9 protein-coding genes are annotated in these 19,318 nt (G+C 53.1%); 3 read left to right on the forward strand and 6 right to left on the reverse strand.

Translation table 11 applies throughout. From position 1 onward, the window contains the following. The first annotated feature begins 145 nt into the window (after window positions 1-145). The gene (locus LOC67_RS20725) at window positions 146-1,657 is read left to right on the forward strand and encodes a cryptochrome/photolyase family protein (RefSeq protein ID WP_230264716.1); all 1,512 of its coding nucleotides are present in this window, start codon (window positions 146-148) and stop codon (window positions 1,655-1,657) included. Between the two features lie 66 nt (window positions 1,658-1,723). Here the strand turns inward: LOC67_RS20725 and LOC67_RS20730 are convergent, their stop codons facing one another. Continuing rightward, on the reverse strand, window positions 1,724-2,554 hold the full coding sequence (locus LOC67_RS20730) for a HEAT repeat domain-containing protein (protein WP_230264717.1): 831 nt from the start codon (window positions 2,552-2,554) through the stop codon (window positions 1,724-1,726). 470 nt (window positions 2,555-3,024) lie between these two features. Here LOC67_RS20730 and LOC67_RS20735 point away from each other — a divergent pair, with 470 nt between their 5' ends. After that, entirely contained in the window at window positions 3,025-4,893 is a 1,869-nt protein-coding gene (locus LOC67_RS20735) for an alpha-amylase family glycosyl hydrolase (RefSeq protein WP_230264718.1), read from the forward strand. 31 nt (window positions 4,894-4,924) lie between these two features. Here the strand turns inward: LOC67_RS20735 and LOC67_RS20740 are convergent, their stop codons facing one another. The 4 genes from LOC67_RS20740 to LOC67_RS20755 form a co-directional block, all read right to left on the reverse strand. Further along, on the reverse strand, window positions 4,925-6,259 hold the full coding sequence (locus LOC67_RS20740) for a BBP7 family outer membrane beta-barrel protein (RefSeq protein WP_230264719.1): 1,335 nt from the start codon (window positions 6,257-6,259) through the stop codon (window positions 4,925-4,927). 325 nt (window positions 6,260-6,584) lie between these two features. Beyond that, window positions 6,585-8,405, reverse strand: coding sequence for a sulfatase (locus LOC67_RS20745; RefSeq protein ID WP_230264720.1), 1,821 nt, complete (start codon window positions 8,403-8,405; stop codon window positions 6,585-6,587). Window positions 8,406-8,840: 435 nt separating this feature from the next. Next, entirely contained in the window at window positions 8,841-9,467 is a 627-nt protein-coding gene (locus LOC67_RS20750) for an HAD family hydrolase (RefSeq protein WP_230264721.1), read from the reverse strand. 25 nt (window positions 9,468-9,492) lie between these two features. Then, window positions 9,493-10,935, reverse strand: coding sequence for a TolC family protein (locus LOC67_RS20755; RefSeq protein ID WP_230264722.1), 1,443 nt, complete (start codon window positions 10,933-10,935; stop codon window positions 9,493-9,495). 557 nt (window positions 10,936-11,492) lie between these two features. Between LOC67_RS20755 and LOC67_RS20760 the strand changes: the two genes are divergently transcribed. Next, complete coding sequence (locus tag LOC67_RS20760; RefSeq protein ID WP_230264723.1) at window positions 11,493-14,042, forward strand: TonB-dependent receptor plug domain-containing protein; 2,550 nt, start codon at window positions 11,493-11,495, stop codon at window positions 14,040-14,042. A gap of 157 nt (window positions 14,043-14,199) precedes the next feature. Here the strand turns inward: LOC67_RS20760 and LOC67_RS20765 are convergent, their stop codons facing one another. Further along, window positions 14,200-19,185, reverse strand: coding sequence for a vWA domain-containing protein (locus tag LOC67_RS20765; protein WP_230264724.1), 4,986 nt, complete (start codon window positions 19,183-19,185; stop codon window positions 14,200-14,202). Between the last annotated feature and the right edge of the window lie 133 nt (window positions 19,186-19,318).

The raw sequence follows: 19,318 nt of genomic DNA on the forward strand, positions 1-19,318 counted from the left end.
GACGTCAGCTTTGTGTGACGGTGGAGCGTCGCTTTTGTCCGGCGTCTTGAGATGGTCCAACGGTTTACTCGGATATTAACGGTCGTTTTCACGATTGGCAGCTTTCTACAGTGCTGTCCCGCACTTCAATTCGACTTCCCTGTTAGTGACCGCCCTCTTGATCCTTCTGATTTTCCCTCACCAACTGTTCGATCCTCATCCAGGAATTGACCTACAGCCAGATGAAGTGCTGTTTATCGAAGACAGCCTGTTCTTCGGGGATACGCAGTATCCGGCAAAGTTTCATCTGCAAAAGCTTTGGTTGCATCGCGCATCGATGCGACGCTACGCGGACAGGTTGTCGGATCAGGAAATGCAGCTGCACTATCTTGCCTACGAGCCAGGCGAAGTGCTGAAGCATCAGTTAAAACGGCACTTCGATGGTCAAGCATCGACCGATGGCGATTGGGCTGTGGTTGATCCCGTGGACTTCATTCTCGAAAAGCGACTACGCGCCGCTGCCAAGCAATTCGGTGCCAAGCTGGAGGTGCTGCAAACGCCAGGGTTCATTAACACCCCTGAAGAAAACCATTCGTATCGAAGTGAAAAGTCGCGATGGTACATGGCAGACTTTTACAAGTGGCAGCGTAGACGGATGAACGTCTTGATCGATTCTGAAGGCGAGCCGCAAGGCGGACAATGGAGTTTCGATGAGGACAATCGCAAGAAGGTCCCCAAGAAGCTGCTCAAGGACTTACCAACGCTGACATCCTTCCGCAGAAACGAGATTGATAAGGAGGCGTGTGAATCGGTTGCTGAGCAGTTTGCTGACAACCCAGGGTCTTTGGACGAACTTTATTATCCAACCACACACAGCCAGGCCGAACGTTGGCTTGAAGACTTTGTTGCGCAGCGGTTGGAGAACTTCGGACCCTATGAAGACGCGATCGAAGAAGGCCAATCATGGCTTTGGCATAGCGTTTTGACCCCGGCGTTAAACATCGGCTTGCTTACACCCCAACAAGTCATCGATGAAGCATTGGCCTATGCTGACAAAAATGATACTCCGATCAACTCGATCGAAGGCTTCGTCAGGCAAGTGATCGGATGGCGCGAGTTCATGCGGGCGACCTATCAGGATCTCGGCGTCAAAATGCGGACGACCAATCACTGGAAGCATCATCGCGCGTTGCCGTCGTGCTTCTACGATGGTTCCACCGGGATTGACCCAATCGATGATACCATTCGCCGATTGCTTGAAACTGGATATTGTCACCACATCGAAAGGCTGATGGTCTTGGGCGGATTCATGTTCCTCTGTGAGATCGATCCGGATGACATTTATCGCTGGTTCATGGAGATGTTCATCGACAGCTATGACTGGGTGATGGTTCCCAATGTTTACGCGATGAGTCAAAACGCTGATGGCGGACAGATCACAACGAAGCCGTACTTTTCCGGTTCGTCCTATGTCCGCAAGATGAGCCACTATGCGAAGGGCCCATGGTGCGATGTTTGGGACGGTCTGTATTGGCGATGGATATGGATTCACCGAGATGAGCTTTCTCAGAATCCACGCTGGGCGATGATGTGCAGTATGGCTGAGAAGATGGACGACGCCAAAATGAAAGCCCACCTAGAGAACGCCGAGAATTTCTTAAAGCAAATCTCGCGTTGATCAAACGCACGACGCCTTCAACTTAGGCCGTGCGTCTAAAGGAAACTCACGCAGCCATAGCCCCGCTTATTTAAGCGAACGAGCGTCCTTTTCGGCGATTTGCACATCAGCCGATTCCGTGCCTGGAATGTTGGGCGATTGCTTGGCGTCGATTGCCGCGATCCAAGTTTTTGGATCGTTGCCAAGGTCTTGGTCCATCACGTCACGCAAGCTGTCCATCGCCAAGTAAACGGTCGCCGGATCTTGCTCTTCCAGAATTACACGAAGGGCATTGGTCGGCATCGCACCTTTGTGGTTTTTCAAGGCTGCGATCGCGGAATGTTTGACGTCGATTTCGGTCGTCGATCCCAGCGTTTGTGCGAGCATCTGGACCGCTTCAGGCTCTTTGCGAACGCCTAGCGACTGACAGCAAGCGGTTTGAACCTTGATGCTTTCGTCGCCAAGCCCTTTTTCGATCAGGTTCAAGGACTTCTGCGATGATTTGAGCCCTGAAGCCGCATGGACGGCGTGGAAACGCATTTCGGGACTTGGGTCGGTATCGATGATTCGCTCAAGGTGATCGGCCCAAAAGTCCTGCTCTTTCTCGGGCATCTCTGCGATTTGGCCCGATAGTGAGCGAATTTGGCTAAGCCGTTCATGGTCTGTTACACCCAGGGCTTCATCCTTTTTCCACGCCCACATGGTGTAGTAAGGATTCATCGTTTTCAGTCCGTACATAGGGCCGTCGTGGCACCCGCCTAGTACGGTGCAAGTCATCGCGATCAGCAGCAATCGCAGCGCAACAAGACTGTATTTCTGGTTCATCGTTGATTGCGTTTGCATCTCAATCCTATCGCGAAAAACGCTTGTTCCCGGCCAGGTTCGAACGCGAATGGACGCTTTGCTGGCGTCACGCATCTGCCAAAATCCATTTTGGCAACTCACTTTTCGATCTCTAGCCGTACCGGTCAATCCTTGGCCACACTCACCCAGCCCGTGATGGCCAGAGCGGCATTTGCCTGCGGAGCACAACAGCTAACCATTCGTCGAAATGTCAGCCGTCTACACCGCAGCACCTCAACTAGCAAATGCATTCTGTGGCTGCCAAGCCCACTTCCGCTGCAAACGGGTTTCCCCGGGATTACCCCCCAGAGTTTCTCCACTGGCGGTCGAAATCAAAGCATTCGAAGTACCGATTCAGCCGAGGTTTAGCCGCTCTATTCACGCGTTGGCTTTTGGGCTGGTCGCCTATCGATCAGTCGGCTGTTCGCCGGCGTGAAATTAGGCCACTAGACGGTTTTGGTCCAAAACTTGCGATCGGCGGACTCGGCATTTGCTGTCTATCACCGCGATCTTTCGCGTCCAAACCCTTCAACATGCAGAACGTTATGTCGACAACCCAACTGCCGCCCGAAAAGGACGCTGTCAAATCTTCGAAGTCGTCATCATCTTCCAAGCAGTCGTCCGACGAGAAGGCGATTGCCGGGATGGGGGCAATCGTGCACCCGAACGGTGTCGCTTTTCGCGTCTGGGCACCGAACGCCGATCGCGTCGCCGTGATGGGAACATTCAATCAATGGCAGCCGGACCAGCACCCCATGCGATCCGAAGGGAATGGGTACTGGTATTTGAATATTGATCAAGCGAAGCCTGGGGATGAATACAAATATCGCATCGTCAATGGAAATCAGGAGCTGGACCGGATCGACCCATACGCCAAAGAGGTCACCAACAGCGTTGGCAATGCGATCGTCTACGAAGACCGTTTTAATTGGCAGGACGATCGATTTGTTCCACCGACTCATGATGAGCTGGTTATCTACGAGTTGCACATCGGAACGTTTCACCGAACTCAGGAAGACCATCCGGGAACGTTTGCCGCGGCAATCGAAAAGCTACCGCACTTGGAAAAGCTAGGCGTCAACGCAATCCAGATCATGCCGGTTGGCGAGTTTGCCGGCGACTGGTCATGGGGATACAACCCCGCGCATCCTTTCGCCGTTGAGCAAGCCTATGGAGGACCTGACGAACTGAAACGGTTGATCAAGGCTGCACACGGCCACGGTTTGGCGGTCATCATTGACGTCGTTTACAACCATTTCGGTCCCAGTGATTTGGATCTATGGCAGTTCGACGGATGGAGTGAAAACGGCAAAGGCGGGATCTATTTTTACAACGATGACCGCTCTTCAACCCCTTGGGGCGAGACCCGGCCTGACTACGGTCGGGGTGAAGTCCGGCAGTACATTTACGACAATGCGATGATGTGGATGCGTGAGTTCCATGCCGATGGCTTGCGCTACGACATGACTGCTTATATCCGAACGATCTCTGGGATCGGCAACGATGATATTGCCGAGGGATGGGGACTGATGCAGTGGATCAATCGGGACATCCGATCCGAGTTTCCAAATTGCATTCTGGTTGCAGAAGACCTGCAGAAAAACAACTGGCTAACCAAAGGTCCCGACCATGGCGGCGCCGGATTCACGACTCAATGGGATGCAGGCTTTGTGCATCCGATTCGCCAAGTGGTTCAAGAAATGGACGATGCCCATCGTGATATGTGGGCCGTTCGTGATGCGTTGTGCAACCGGTACAACGGCGACGCATTTCAGCGAGTCATCTACAGCGAATCACATGATGAAGTAGCCAACGGTAAAGCACGGGTCCCGACCGAAATCGACAGCGAAGATGCCGAAGGACGATTCGCGCAAAAGCGAACGGTGCTGGCTGCCGCGATGGCGCTGACTGCTCCAGGGATTCCGATGCTCTTCCAAGGACAGGAAATGTTGGAAGACGATTGGTTTGACGATGGTGATCCGCTGCAATGGGATCGTGTCAAAAGGTTTAAAGGAATCAATCGCCTATTCAAAGACTTGATCAACCTGCGGCTCAACCGTGGTGGCAAAACCGGCGGTCTCAAAGGTCAATTCATCGACATGCATCATGTTAACGAAGCCGACAAATTGGTCGCTTTCGTCCGGCGTGATGACGATCCCCAAAACGACGTGGTTGTTGTCGCAAATTTTGCAAACCGGTCTTGGGCAAGCTACGAAATCGGATTCCCAGATTCGGGCCCCTGGCGATTACGTTTCAATTCCGATTGGACTGGCTACAGTGACGAATTCGATGATTTCCCAGTCGAAAATGTCGATGCGATCGATCAAGCGCGTGACGGTTTAAAATCTTCGTCGGGCGTTTCGATCGGACCTTATGCCGTGCTGATCTATTCGAAAGAAACGTCAGAAGATTGATCTAAATCGACAGGTTCATCGATGGGGCGTCTCACCAGGCCAGGTTTGCACCGAATGTGATGCCGTGTGCGATGAACTCGTTTGTCACGTCAGAGAACGCTGGACGGGCTGATCCGGAAAGCGTTCCGGGTGAAATCTGAGTCGGGTTGACGCGTCGGTCGATTTGCTCGGCAGCACGACCGACATCACTCCAACCGTAAACGGAATAGCCCAGAGTGGCTGTCAGGTTTCGGCTGAACGTCTTGGTCAGCCGAAGTGACAAGTCATGCAGCGTTCCGAATGAATCGCTCTCATGCGTGCCGATATTTGTCGACTGCGCAAGTAGTCCGCCGGTCGTGGTTGCAGATTGCCCCAGTCCATTCTGAGTCACCGATTGCCCTGCGATGACGGTACGACGGTTGGTTTGTCCAACGCCGATTGACCCGTCAATTCCGAGCACAACTCCATCGATCAGGGGAAGGTAAATTATCGGCATGTCGTTTGAGAGGCCGACGCGAACACCATGAAACTCATTTTCCGTTCGGAATGAGTCTGTCGAAGTTAGCGAAATCCCTTGAGTCGCCCCAGTCAGCGAATTTGAGACATCAACAACTTGAACGCTCTCGTCTAAGTTCGCCGAGCGATATCCGAGAGAGAGGTATACGGGGGCGGACTGATAGTTCGAAATCGATCGGCGGATCGACAGGTCGAACATTTGAAAGCTGCTGTCCGCATTGATTTGGATATTGCCTGAAACTTCGCTTGGAAACGCAAGTAAACGTGCGTCTTCAAATCCCGTATCGACGTTGACAAACGGACGAGCCAGTATGCTTTGGCTATTGCTGTTGGCGGCAAAAGAAACGTTTTGGTCACCCAAGTTTGTATACGTAAACTCCAGCCCGAGGTCATGGCTGTGGTCCCACCAAAAGCCGATGGAGTACCTTCCGCCGGATTCTTGCTCGCCCAAGTAGTCGGTGCCGCCGAATACGGTTGTTGAAAAGCTACCCAAAACGCCCGCGTCAGCCCGATCTGTTCCGCTATCGCTGGTTGTTACCAGAACCGGAAACTCCGCACCGGTACGGTCCCAATAGAGATATTCAGCCCGAGCCCAAAAACCGCCAGTAGGTCCAGTGGCCAAGCGTTGTCGCATCACCGTTGGACGTGTGATCGGGATCGCGTCACAAGCTCCGTCGAAGATGGGTTCTGAATAAGTGACGGGGACGACGTTCGACGACGTTCCGCGTCTTTGAGCAGCCGAGACGATTCCGGAGCAGTTGGCTAATACCAAACAAAGTCCCAAAACCCATGCGGCGCCACGTGGATACGAATTGGTTCCGGCTCGAATCGATCGTCGCGCTAGGGAGATAGACTTCAAAGAGGTGGCCATTTCGCAGTCAGTTGATAAACGAAAAAGTGGTCAGATAGATTTCCTGATCACTACATCGGGAAAAATCACCCTAGTCGTTAAACTTTCACTGCCGCCGCGACGCGGAATTCAGGATTGGTTGCGTCGCCTGGATTTGCGTAGGCCACCTAAATCACCAAAGCTAACATTGCCAAGCGGTTCACCGTGTGGTCTGCCAACAGTCCTGCGGGCCGAGCAGGCTGTGTGTTGCGTCTTCCAGTTGAAGACGAACCGAGGGCCGAAGAAGATGGCACGATTGCCCGATTATTGGTCTGAGCAATCGTGCTAAAAAGCCATCGGAAACCGATTATGGAATCGCCATGTATTCTTTCATTCGATCGACGTAGCCGCTATGACTGAAGCCACACTTTTGCATTGATGCGCGATAGGGTTCAATGTCATCGCCGATCCAATCGACCACATTGAAGATTTTCAGCGATGCATAAGAGTCCTGCTCCAACAGCGAGTTCCAGCAGGACTGTGCAGCAGCCTTGTCGCCAGCCCGATAGAGGATCCAGGCCGCCATCACGCGGACGTGGTGCGAGTCATCTTCCATGACCGAACGGACCTGATCCAAATCTAATTCGGATGTAGGTTGTTGGTTGAACAGTCCGACGACACCCCAGTACCGAACACCGGGGTCATCGCTTCGCAAGTTCTTGTACAGCTGATCGAGAACGGCTGGGTCTCGCGATAGCGAAACCCCGGCTGCTTTTTGTAGGGTTTCGACATCGTATAGCGACGAATCGCGAACCATTTCATAGATGGTTTTCCCTGATAGTTCGCTGCGCCGAACCACTTCGCTTTCCGGCAACAGCCCGGCATCATGGATGTCCCGCTGCCATTTATCCAAGGCCGCATTTAAACGCTGGACGTCTTCGGCGTATTGTGGATCATCGATTAAATTGTGAACGTTGTCAGGGTCTTTGGCAGTGTCATACAGTTCGACTGGTGGCTTCGTGCCGAAGAAACGTCCCGTGATCGCATCGGTTTTTCCAGCTCGATGGTGTGCTTCCCAAGCTTGGGTGGCTTCCATATTCCAAAGATAGTTGAGGTGTTGTCCCCAAGGTGCGTAAGGCATGTAGTTGCGAATGAGCAACAGGTTGCCGTCACGAACCGCGCGAACGTTGTCGCATCGTTCATCCATCCGTGTTCGAAAGCTGACGTGGAAATCTCGTTTTTGCTGATTGGGGCCGAGGAAGACTTTGCCTTGCATGTAGCCGGGAGGATCAACCCCACAAACGTCGAGCCATGTTTTCGGCATATCGACGAAGCTGACCAAATCGTGCACTTTCGAGCCCGGTTCACCGGGACGAAGTGATTTGAACTTTTCGGGAATCCGAATAATCAGTGGGCAATGAGTTCCGCTATTGAACAGGAAACGCTTGCTTCGCGCGATGACTCCGCCGTGGTCAGAGTTGTGAATGACGATGGTGTTCTCTGCGAGTCCGGCTTCTTCCAATTTTTTAAGTGCCGCGCCGATCTCGTCATCCATCTTCTTCACGGCATCGTGATAGTGAGCGTAGTTCTTGCGGATGACAGGAATGTCTGGATGGTATTTCGCCAACCGTACATTCTGTGGGTCTCGCTTGGTCTGGTTCACATCGCCGAACGCTTTCGATTCATGGGATTGCGTACTGTTGATAACCATGAAGAACGGCTGGTTCTTTTTTAGAGCGTTCCAGTCTGTTTTCTTGGTGTCCCACGCACTGCCGTCCTCACGACCGCCGATGTTGTAATCCGTTTTACGGTCGTTACCGACGAAGTAGCCAGCTTGCTTGAGAAGATCGGGATAGTATTTGATTTGGTCGTGGGGGATCGGATAACGGCTGCGCATCGGATGGGTGCCCATCGAGATGGCATGCACACCGGTAATCCAAGTGCTTCGCTGAGGAGCACAAACGGGAGCATTGGCATAGCAATGCATGTACTGAAAGCCTTCTTTGGCTAAGGCGTCAATGTTGGGAGTATCTGCATGGGGATTGCCGTAGCAACCGACCCAGTTGACGTTGTTGTCTTCACACGTCAACCAAAGGATGTTAGGACGATCCTCGGCGCGAGATTGATCGCAATGTTTTATCGCGACAATGAAGAGACACAAAAGGGCAAGCGTTGAACAACGATTCATCGAATTCAGATCCTTGACGGCATCCGCTGCAAGCGTTTTGGAGGAAGAAGAAGTCGTAGGTGGGATCAACCGTTCGGACATCGAGACGGTTTGCCAAGAAATCTTGGCGAGCCAAACTGAATGTTCCGCAGGTTGATTTTCCCGTGGGGGAAACCGCTAACATACCACTGCCAGCGAGACGCTGCAGCATTTAGACAGAGCCACGAGATTTAGGCCACGACAAGCCCTTCACACCAAGTCACGACACATCACGTGGCAGTGAACACAAATCACAGTGAAATCAAGGCACAGTGAAATCAAGGCACAGTGAAACCGAGTCACATCGAAATCGCTCAATCAGCGCCAGCCACGGCAACTGCGGTTGGTCAGAATTAGATGCCGCTGCGGAGAAGGTGAGAATCTGGATTGGCAGAAAGATCCTTGTGGTGGCGTATTTCAGCCGATGTTCAGCTGCTGTTTGAATACCGCGGCTGCTTCACCACCACCAAGACATCGATGCGCGTCCCATCCTCGTGCCCGAGCGGCATCGACGTTCACTTGCTTGTCATCGATAAAAAAGATCGATTCGGGAGCGACGCCTGCAGCCTGCTCAGCCGCAAGGTAGATCGCCTCAACAGGTTTCATCGCGCCGACGCGGCAACTAAGAATCTCGACGTCGAATTGCAAAGATGCGATTTCCCACGATTGACGTTTTATCCAATCCCAGTGTGCTTCGCATGTGTTCGAAAGGATTCCAACCTTGCCGATGGCGTTTCGCGTCTTTTCCACCAGGGTGGCCATGGATTTGATCGGCGTGAACATGTCGCTGATCGCATCGAGGATTGATTGGTCAGTAATCGTACTGTCTTGGATGGCCAAGGCCTTTCGCAACTGATCGGCGAATTCCTGAGAAGAAATCTCCCCGTGCTCGAATCGATCTTCGAGCCCACTTTGGTACAGGATTTCCCATGCGACCGATGGCGACGTCCCTGCAAGCTTTGCCAAATTGTTGCTCGCCAACTTGGGATCGAAGGCGACGAAGATATTTCCGAGGTCAAAATAGACGAACTGTATCTTTGTCATACCCGATCAATGGATTTGCGATTGGCTATCGACTGGTCAATGCAGCCGGAACGATTAAGTCTTGCCGACTGGGGCCACCAAAGGCAACAAACAACTCGATCGCGATATGTCCCAGTTGACGTTCTTGGCGATGCAATTGGAAGTACTGGTCAACAAGTTGACGTTGTTGTTTGGCAACTGTGGCGGAACTTGCAGTGCCCGCTTCGAAGTTGATAACCGCTTGACGCAACGCATCGAGTTGTGCAGCAAGTTGTTCGCGAAGTTGTCGTGTAGCGGCTACCTTGCGGTGGTAGTCGCTCAACAAATCTTCGACTTCCGTCGCGGCATGCGAGACGACTTGATGATAGCTGACAAGAGAGTTCTGGTAAGGTGATTGCGAAGACGTTCCCGACACGATTGGGGCAAACGACTCATTTGAAAACGAACTTTCCGGTAGTGTGTCCAGCGGGATGCCGGGAATATTTGGCGAATAGCCTGGCAGGCTTGAAGGCTCATTGCGGCGTGCGTGGATGTATCCGCGCAGTGCCAGCAATGGATAGTACTGTGCTTCGCTGATGCCTGCCTGAGTCCCGCGTGATCGAAGCTCACGTGTCGCCTGATCAACATCCGTTCGACCACGAAGGTTTTCTGCCGGCACTTTGTCGACAAGCCCGGGAATGGTTAACTGAGGCTGATCTCCAATCGAATCGATTAGCGCGTGAGTCAACTCTTGACCCGCGAGGACATTCAGCTGCTTAGCAAAATTGTTGATCGCTTCTCGCTCGGCATCTTGCATCTCGGCGGTGATGTTCGCTTCATCGGCAAGAACGTCGACATCGGATCCTTTACCAGATCCGATTTGGGCGCGAAGCCGTGCGGCGTCCATCACGTCTTCCTGTTCATCAAGTTCACGTATCAGCGTTTGTAAACAGTGATGATGGAATCTCATATCGACAACTAAGTGCGCCAGCGACTCGGCCATTTTTTGACGGGCACTGGCGAAGTCAGCTGTCTTCAATGGCGGGAAACCGATCGCTTGCAAGCGTTCATCGACCTGCGAAGATTGATCGATGTTGCTCAGGCTGATTCGTTGGACCCAATGTAGACGTGGATCGTTGAAACGGTCCCAAGCATTCAGCAATTGTTCATCTGTCAGCTCGGTCGCGCTGACTTGTCGAATCGTTTGTGAACTCCACTGGGATGTCCCCGCAGGTAGCTCTCTGCCAGCGCTCAAACCCTGGTGTGAGTAAACAGGTGGTTGAACTTGATGAGCTGGGGGAATCGGACGATTGGCGACATGCTCACTAACATGACTTGGGCCATTGCATCCGAAAACGGCCGCCAATGCGAGGGTTCCAACTGACAGTGTTCCTGTGAGTGCCGTTCGCTTCGACCCCGCACTGGTTTTGAAAGCAACCTCCATGCTTCGGTTCAGCCACGAACGACGGAGTCGCCAACGACCTGAATTCGTTAGGTTGTCTTGGTTCATGAAGTCGAGGTTGCTAAAGGGGGCCGTCAAGCGTGGACGTGCGGCGTGTGGAATTGGTCGGTCTAGACCACCCAAAGATTCGGGCACTTGGACTGGTCAATTGGACAGGGGCTGCCGCCTGAATTTCACCGGTTGTGGTACCACTTTGTGATTTCGATTGCCCGGTCTTTCGGCCGGGACAGCTTATAGATCGACGGTTCAAGATCGCTGCAACAGTTGCGGTCGTCAGTTCCGCGATAGCTTCGTCAGCCGCCAAAGTTTGCCATGGAGACGATTCCGACCTTCTGTTGGTGCTCGCGATTGGTTCGTCTACAGATTGAATTGGGGGCTTTTCGTACTGTTTGGCAAAATGGGAGGTTTCAGGCAACTTGTTCGAATTAGCTATAAAAGATCTAGCCAGGGTTGGGGGAAACCGATCACACATCAATACACCGCGCTAGGTGTAACGCAGGGATGGCGTTACGCGCGGTGAAAGCGAAGCACAATCAAGGTGACGGTTTAGGCGAGGCTTTGCCGTTTCGGGGTTGCTGCTGTGCCGCCAACCATTGGGAATAGGGATGTTCCACTTCAGGTCATCGGTCTTCGGGATCGCCGCTGCGTTGGCTGTTTGCTGCGCCAATCAAGCAGCGCAAGCTGAGGATAACAACGACGCATCAGCAGAACCGGAATTTCGGTTCTTGGCGATCGCTGAAGCACTTGCGAACGACGAAGTGTTGCCGGTTCAGTTCGAAGAACTAAATCCCTTCGCCCCTGCGCTCTCCGAATCGGTCAATGAACAGGCCATTCAGCCAATCGATGTCGGTGGAGAGGCTAACTTTGCAGATCCGAGCTTGCCAGATAACTTTGGTTTTGCCGACTGGAGCCTGATTAGCAAGGCGGGGTTCGATAGTAACACATCATCTCTTGTCGATTCGGCTAGCTTTGTCGAACAGCTCGAAGATGTTCAGGGTACAAGCGAGATCGCATTGACCGAATCGCCGGCAGTTGAAATCGTTCCCGCTGGGACTTTCAATTTGACCCAAACGCCCGACATCGGTGAAACACTGGTGGAGTCGGCCGCGACTCAGACGGTCAAAGCGAGACGACGAAGTTCTTTGGGTTTTGACCCGAAGATCCGCGGCTACTACAACGGCCAGGTTTATACCAGCCAAGATGGATCGTATCTGTTTCCTGCTCGAAGTGACTTGGACGGCGTCTTTTCAAAAATCGATCCGTTCCTGATCGGTAACGTTCAGGTCTATAGCGGTCCATACACTGTGCGGTACGGCAGTGGATTCGCCTTCTTGAACATCGATACCATCGCCACACCTCGGTACGAATGTGGATCAGAACACCATTTGCGTCTAGGCACCAACCTGCGAACCAACGGTGGCCAAACATACAATTCGGCGACGTTCTTTGGCGGCGGCGAAAATATGGGTTACTACGCAAACCTCGGGTACCGAAAAGGTAGCGACTATGCGGCTGGAGATGGCCTTCTAGTGCCGTCCAGCTATGACGCGTTCAACTTGTTTTCAGGGATCGGCTTTGACCTCGACGATCAAACGCGTAGTGAGTTCCGCTACACGCACGTCACCGAATCGGGAACCGAATACGCGGGCCAATTCTTTGACGTTGACGCACTAAATAGCGACGGAATCACCAACAGCGTAATTCATCGCAATAAGCGAACGGGGTTTTCCTATCGCGTTGACTCGTGGATTAGCAACACTGAATTCAACGGCGACACCGCAGCGGCAAGTAAACGCCGAAGTGATTTTCCTGTCTTGCAGCGTGTTGACGAAGCACTGACAAACGTGCAACGCAGTCAGCAGACCGGACCGGGGCCACTGCTGTTTCCACCCGATCCCACGCGACCATTCTTCGGAACCGTCGATGGTGAATTGCTAAGTGCCGGTGTCCGCGCCGGGATGACGCAGGAAATTGACCGGGATCGAACGATCGGATTCGGTGCGGATGTTCGCTACGTCAAACAGCAAGTCGAAGAGTTCTACGACCTAAACGGATTTCGGGACATCTCAGGGAACCCGCTGGGGACGATCACGACAGGTTTGCCAAAATCGGAATTTGTTGAGCCAGGTTTCTACACCGAGTATTCGTTCTCGATGATCGACTTCATCGAATCGGCGACCGGGTTTCGCGTCGCGTTCGCACATACCCAGGCCGACCCTGACGATGTCAACGCGGTCTCGAATTTCCGCGATCCGGCACTTCCACCAGCTTTGGGACCAATCAACGAAGACTTGGATGTCTCGGATGTCTTGCTTTCCTACTTCCTCACCAACGATATCGATCTCGCACCGTCCTGGTCTTTGCGTGTCGGTGGCGGGTACGCAGAGCGATTGCCAACGCTGGAACAGCGATATAGCGATGGGCTATTCCTGGCTATCATTCAAAGCGGATTTAGCCGGTTGATCGGTGATCCATCGCTTAGCAAAGAACGTAACTGGCAAGCCGACATTCGGCTCGACTGGGATTACGAATACGTGCGTGGACGCATCGGCGGATTTCATAGTTGGATCGTGGATTACGTGACCTACAACGCGAACTTGATCAACGATCCGCAAGGGTCTCGATTGCTTCGCGCGGTCAATACTGAGTATGCGACATTGACCGGGTTTGAATACTACGGCGAAGCCGACTTGGTTGATGGGGTCCAGTTGTTTTCAAGCTTGAACTATCTCGATGGCCGCGACCGTGAAATCGATCAGCCGCTTGCGGGCATCTTTCCGCTGGAAGGTCGTTTAGGGATTCGCTTGACTGATGATAGCCGCCAAGACCGCTGGGGTCTGGAATGGGGGCTTCGAATGGTGGACAACCAAGACCGCTTGGGAACGCTCAGTTCGTCGCCCGGTGCTGGTCAAACACGATCCGATGTCGCAGTCGTGACGCTGGAAACCCCAACCCCCGGTTTTACCACCAGCTACCTACGAGGCTATCTACGGCCGCGAAGCAACGTCAACGTGACGTTTGGTGCTGAAAACCTGTTCGACAACAACTACTACGAGCACCTTAACTTGCGGATTCCTCCACAAGGAAGTTTCGGAAATACGGTTGTGTTGTCACCCGGTTTGACCCCGTACTTTGGTGTTGAAGTCGACTATTAACGGTCTATCCAACTGAGCCGCAATCGCGCTAGCGACGGTTGAGTGATTGCAAACAACATGGTCAGCAACCGCGGCTAGCGCCGAAGCGGCTCATATGCAAACAAACTGAGCCGTGATTGCGCTAGCGACGGTTGAGTGAATTCAGACCTTCCAACAATCAGCGGCTATCGATGTCAATTTCGACATCGCCTTCGGCGTAAAGCGTGCTCTCGTCTTGGAGTTCGGTGCGATCGATCACGCTGATTTGCACGTCTGATGCGGGATCGTCGTAGTAAAACTCTCGCACGACCACTCGCATCTGATCATAGATCGCTGTCGAGGCTTCTTGCGGAAGCGGCTTTGGCAATAGCCGTATCGAAGCTAGTTCGCGAGTTTCTTCGTAGCTCTCGGTCACCGTGACGACCAAACGGCCCGAGTCATCGATCTTCTTCTCAGTACGAAAGCTGACACCGGGAACCGAGTCAATTTTGACGGCGTTGGAGTTAGACAGTGATAATGCGGTGCCTTCTTGCGGTTGGTCACCAAAACGGAACCACGCTTTGACGTCGACCTTATCAAACTGCTGTGGGAAGTTGTCGATACGACACATCAAAATGGGGATCGGTTGATCCGGCTTAAATTCGGGAATCCCAAACAGATAGCTTTGTTTTCGGCCTCTTTGGTTGCGACGGCTATCGATGCCTTCGAGTTCAACCCAGATGTCCGATGGACGTGGTGTGAACTTTCCGTTGGGCTGTTGTGATTGGGCGCTTTCGATTGCCAGTTGCAGCACCAACTGGCGATTAAATCGTTTGCCAAGTGGTCCGGCATGAACCACAAAACGACTTGCATCGCTCTTCTCGGTCCGCAGTTGGTCTCGAATCAAAGTCCCTTGGTACTCGAACGGTTTGTGCGTCAAGCTAGCGTTTTCAAGCTCCAATTCGAAACGTTCGCCGCCCTGTACACGAACTTGTGTCGAGGTGTCGACGGGGTTGGCTGACTGGGGCATACGGGCACGGATCGAAAAGCTAGCTGCCGGCGAAACCGGTTGCCCTTGTTTCGTTTCGGAGCGTTCGGGAGGCCATGTGGCTAGTGGAATCAGGTTTCCGAAAGAACCTTCCCGGCTAACCGCACCGATTCGGTTTTGCCATTGAACGACCGGTTTGACGCTGACGTCTTGCAGGTATCGCAAGAGCGACTGCCCATCAGCAGCATCGAGCACTTTCGCGTCTCGAAAGTTCTGTCCCAGTTCGGTGTCACTGTCGAGATACTTAACAATCGTGAGCTTGATGTCTCCACGAGAGCGAGCGACCGCCCTCGCGGCGTCTTGATGGTTGTCCAGAGTGATATCGGGCGTCGAGATGACTTTGGGTTTGCCGTCGGTCAAAACAATGATGTGTCCGGAGTCACGGCCGAGTGCTTCGTAGGCTTTTTCGATGGCTAAATAGGTGGGCGTGACGCCGATTGCTCCCAACTGACGGATCTCCGATTTCAAAGCATCAAGGTGTTGCTTCTCCAGCGGGCTGGTCTTTCGAATCAGTCGTACGTCAAAGTTTGGGTTGTAACGGACCGTTTCATTGGCAGCGATCAGTCCGACAGGGCGTCGTTTGCCGTTAGTCAGTTCTTCTACCGGTAGTTTCTGTTGCCCGTTGTCGATTTCCGGAAGGATGCGACCTTCCTTTTCGACAAATCCGTATTGGCTTCCGAAAACGATCAGTCCGACTTCGACGTTGGGATCGAGTCCGTTTAAGAATTGGATCACCGCGTTGCGTGCGATATCCAGTCGAGACGAGCCGTTGTTACTGGTCGTGGTTGCCATTGATCCAGAACAATCGATGACCAACATCAGTCGTTCGGGTTGCTGTTGCTTGCGGGTCACCCTGGCGACCGGTGGCCCATAGTTGGGTAGTTTAAAAACGAGTTGTCGGCCGCCGACTAGATCCTTCACTTCGATGCTGCCACCGCGCCGCAGGCCTCGGAAAAAGACATCGGCGCTAAAATGATTCGTTTGATCGGGAAGCCGTTTGGGAAAATGCATTGTTACGGCAAGCGATTGATTATTCGCGTCACTTATCAGCGCCGTCTTGCTTTCTTCGCTTTCGGGAGAACCGATCGCGACATTGCCAAGCGGCAGCGGATCGGGGACCGATAGATTGAAGCGAACGTCTTGATCGGCAACGAATTTCAGCAGTGTGCCGTCACGGAGGTCGTCACTGGGTTCCGGTCGCAACGTATCGCCAGCCGAGATCACGTCCCGACAAAGTGATAACTTTTCTTGAAGGTCTTGATTCGCAATTTTCGGTGGCAGCACCCCGATAAACAGGCCGCTGTTCCGACTGGCGAGCAGCTGTTCGGCAGCCGAAACACAGAATGGCGAATCGCCAATTTTGGCAGCACACCAAAACTCTTCCAAGGTTCGCCTTGCGTGATCGATCAAGAATAGCTGTTGATCGAGTTCAAATCTGGCTCTGCCAAGATCCGCAATTTCCCGTGGTGCATGGCTCAGAAGGATCGTTTGACCGCGTAACATTGTGTCCCAATGGACCAGCAAACGTCGGGCGAGTTCGATGTCGGCCCCGTCGGCAAGTCTTGTTGCCGGATCCTGCTTGACTGCATCAACATGCAGATTGGAGGTCAACTGCCCCGCGGCCAGCAATGCGGTGCGGTTTCGGAATTCGCTACCTCGATCACTAAATCGCCGCATTAAATCAAGTGATTCGCGCTCGGTCACTTCGGTCGCCTGTTCGCTCGCGTCGGAGATTGCGGCGTCGGCTCCGACCGCTTGCATCCAGTAATCCCAGAAATGAATGCCGCCGATCGACATCCAATCGAGGACTTGGGTTTGGCTGGATGCTTCACGAGTTAGCTTTAGATCCACGCGAACTTGGCCGATCGATGATTGCTGGGAATCGAGCAAATTGCACAACCGGTTGTGGATCCGTTGACGATCCACCGCGTCGTTGACGCCGCTTCCACATAGCAACGCGTACAATTGCCGCAATCCGCGAGCGTCGCCGGCTTTGAGGTCGACGGCGCGAGCAATGCGATACTTCAATCGGTCGACAACCGCGTTCATCGCGTTCTGAGCCTTCGCGTTTGCCGAACCGATTTGCTGCACGGACTGTTGTAGCGATCGGGCTTCGGAGCGTTTGGCCAGCTGAAGCGAATTCAAAAGTTCTTTCAGGGCCTCCGTTGCGACTTTCAGCTTCAGGCGGCTCTGATCATCCGGCAGTAACTCTTCTTGCGAGAATGCGTCGATATCCGCGAGAAGGGTTTCGCCGATTCGGGGCAGACGGTGCAATGACTGATCACGTTGGGCAATGGCTGCAGAGATTTGGTCGGCTTGATCAGTCAACGTCGCGAAGCTTTCACGGATCGAGCTTTGCAAACGTGCGGAGCCGGCCGCGCGTTCATCGTTGCTTTGCGAGAAGACTTGATCGACGCTTCGAAGACGATCTGCGTTTAGTCGGTCAAATTCTTCGCGGATCCAAAAGTTGACACGAAGGTCTCCTTTATAGAGAGCTTTACGGCTATCGAGATGCGATGCGAATATCAGACTTCGGTCGGCGGAGCTGAGATGAGTCAAATCGCTTGCGTCGAGCAATCGCATGAAGTGAGATTCGACATACTGGGCCGGCATCGATCCTGTCGCCAGTTGACGTGATTCCAGTAGTTCTGCGGCAAGCTCGTTAGCTTTGGAATCGAACTTCGATTCGGTGATCCAATCGGAAAGAAATCGCGTCGCATTGGTCGATGTGAGTGGGACTTGGACGGCAGCGATCTCGGCTTTCTTTTTCCAAGCTGCGACAGTCTCTTCAAATTCAGCCGTGTTTGACTCACGCGGAAGGAAGTAGTCACGCAGCCCCAGTTCGCTTAATGATGATTCTTTGGGCAGCGTCGGCGAGCCGTTTTCAAATTCGGTTAGTGTTGTCGCACATTGTGAAAACAGTGCATTGAATTCGTCGCGATACTTGGGGCCCGCGAGCACCAATTGGTCGAGCCGCGAGAGATGTTTTTCCAGTGCAGACCATCCGAGCGGATCAAACGCCAGCGGCGGATGGGTACGACGGCCTAATGCATTGTGTCGCATCCAAAGCTGGTCCACGCTGTCGAAGGCTGCGCGAAGTTGAGCGACATCGACGCGCGGTTTTGACGGAATCGAGCGTTTGGCAGGCTGATTCAACAGAGGCCATGCTTTGGCTTGTTGGTTAAGTAGAGTTGGGGTTTGTAACGCGTCCCAAATGCTGCCCGCGTAAGCTTGTGTTTGCGAGGAAACATGATCGGCAACTTCACCAACGGTCACGACACCATCGTTGTCTCGATCTGCAAAGCCTGTTAACGCTTCGACCACCGTGGTTGTGAATATGCCTTGGCCCTGTCTGGGATCACACCAACTGCGTTGACCCTTATCTGCCGACAAGATCACAGCGATCTGTTCAGGGCTGCGATTGGAAACCGATTGACACGCGTCGGCGAATGATTCGGTGAATTGACCCCAGTCCCATTGAGGAGCGACCCTGGCGGCATCGACGAAAAGCACCAGTTTCAGATCACGAGATGACTTTTCATGATCGGATAGCGTTTGTCGGATTTGACCATACAGTTCATCAAAGGAGACCCAGGTGTCCCGTTGGTCGGCTCGACTTTCACCGGTCGCAAGAAATGGTTTTCCACCATCGGCGAATCCATGGGCACTGAGGTAGACCATCAACATATCGCCGTTTGGCCCACCGGGTGTCGCGTTGGCAAGCGACGCGGTGATTTGATCGATCAGTTTTCCGCCACCCATAACGCCGGAATAGTTACTGGGATTTCCGACCAGTTTGACGTTTTCGTCGGGCGAATTCGGACCGCCTTGAAACCACGCCTGTAGTAATTCGACGTCTTCTTCGGCGAAAGGGTTGGGAGCGGTAAATAGCGGGCTATCGCTAGCCATGTACTCCGAAGCGGAAACGAATGAGGCAACGAGGGGGACTTTCAAGCTGGGTTTGCGAAGCAGGACAAACATCAAAACGATCGCCAACGCGACCGCGAAAGTCGTCAACATGCTGACGCGGAAAAGCAGCTTTCTGCGTTCGCGACCTCGGCTACCGAATTCCGTCTCTTGACGAATCGGTCCGGTTTTGGATCGTCGCCAACCGGCGCGTTGACTGGCCTTTGCCATAGCAAATACTGTTTCTATCGAATCAATAGGTGTCGTTTCCCTTCAATCACTACAGTCTATCGAAATGTAGTTGACGGATCGATTGCAGGTGCGTCGCGAAATCTTGCCTCTGGCGGAGGGCATTGTGGTGGTG

The sequence above is a fragment of the Stieleria sp. JC731 genome (genome assembly GCF_020966635.1).
Classification (GTDB): Bacteria; Planctomycetota; Planctomycetia; order Pirellulales; family Pirellulaceae; genus Stieleria.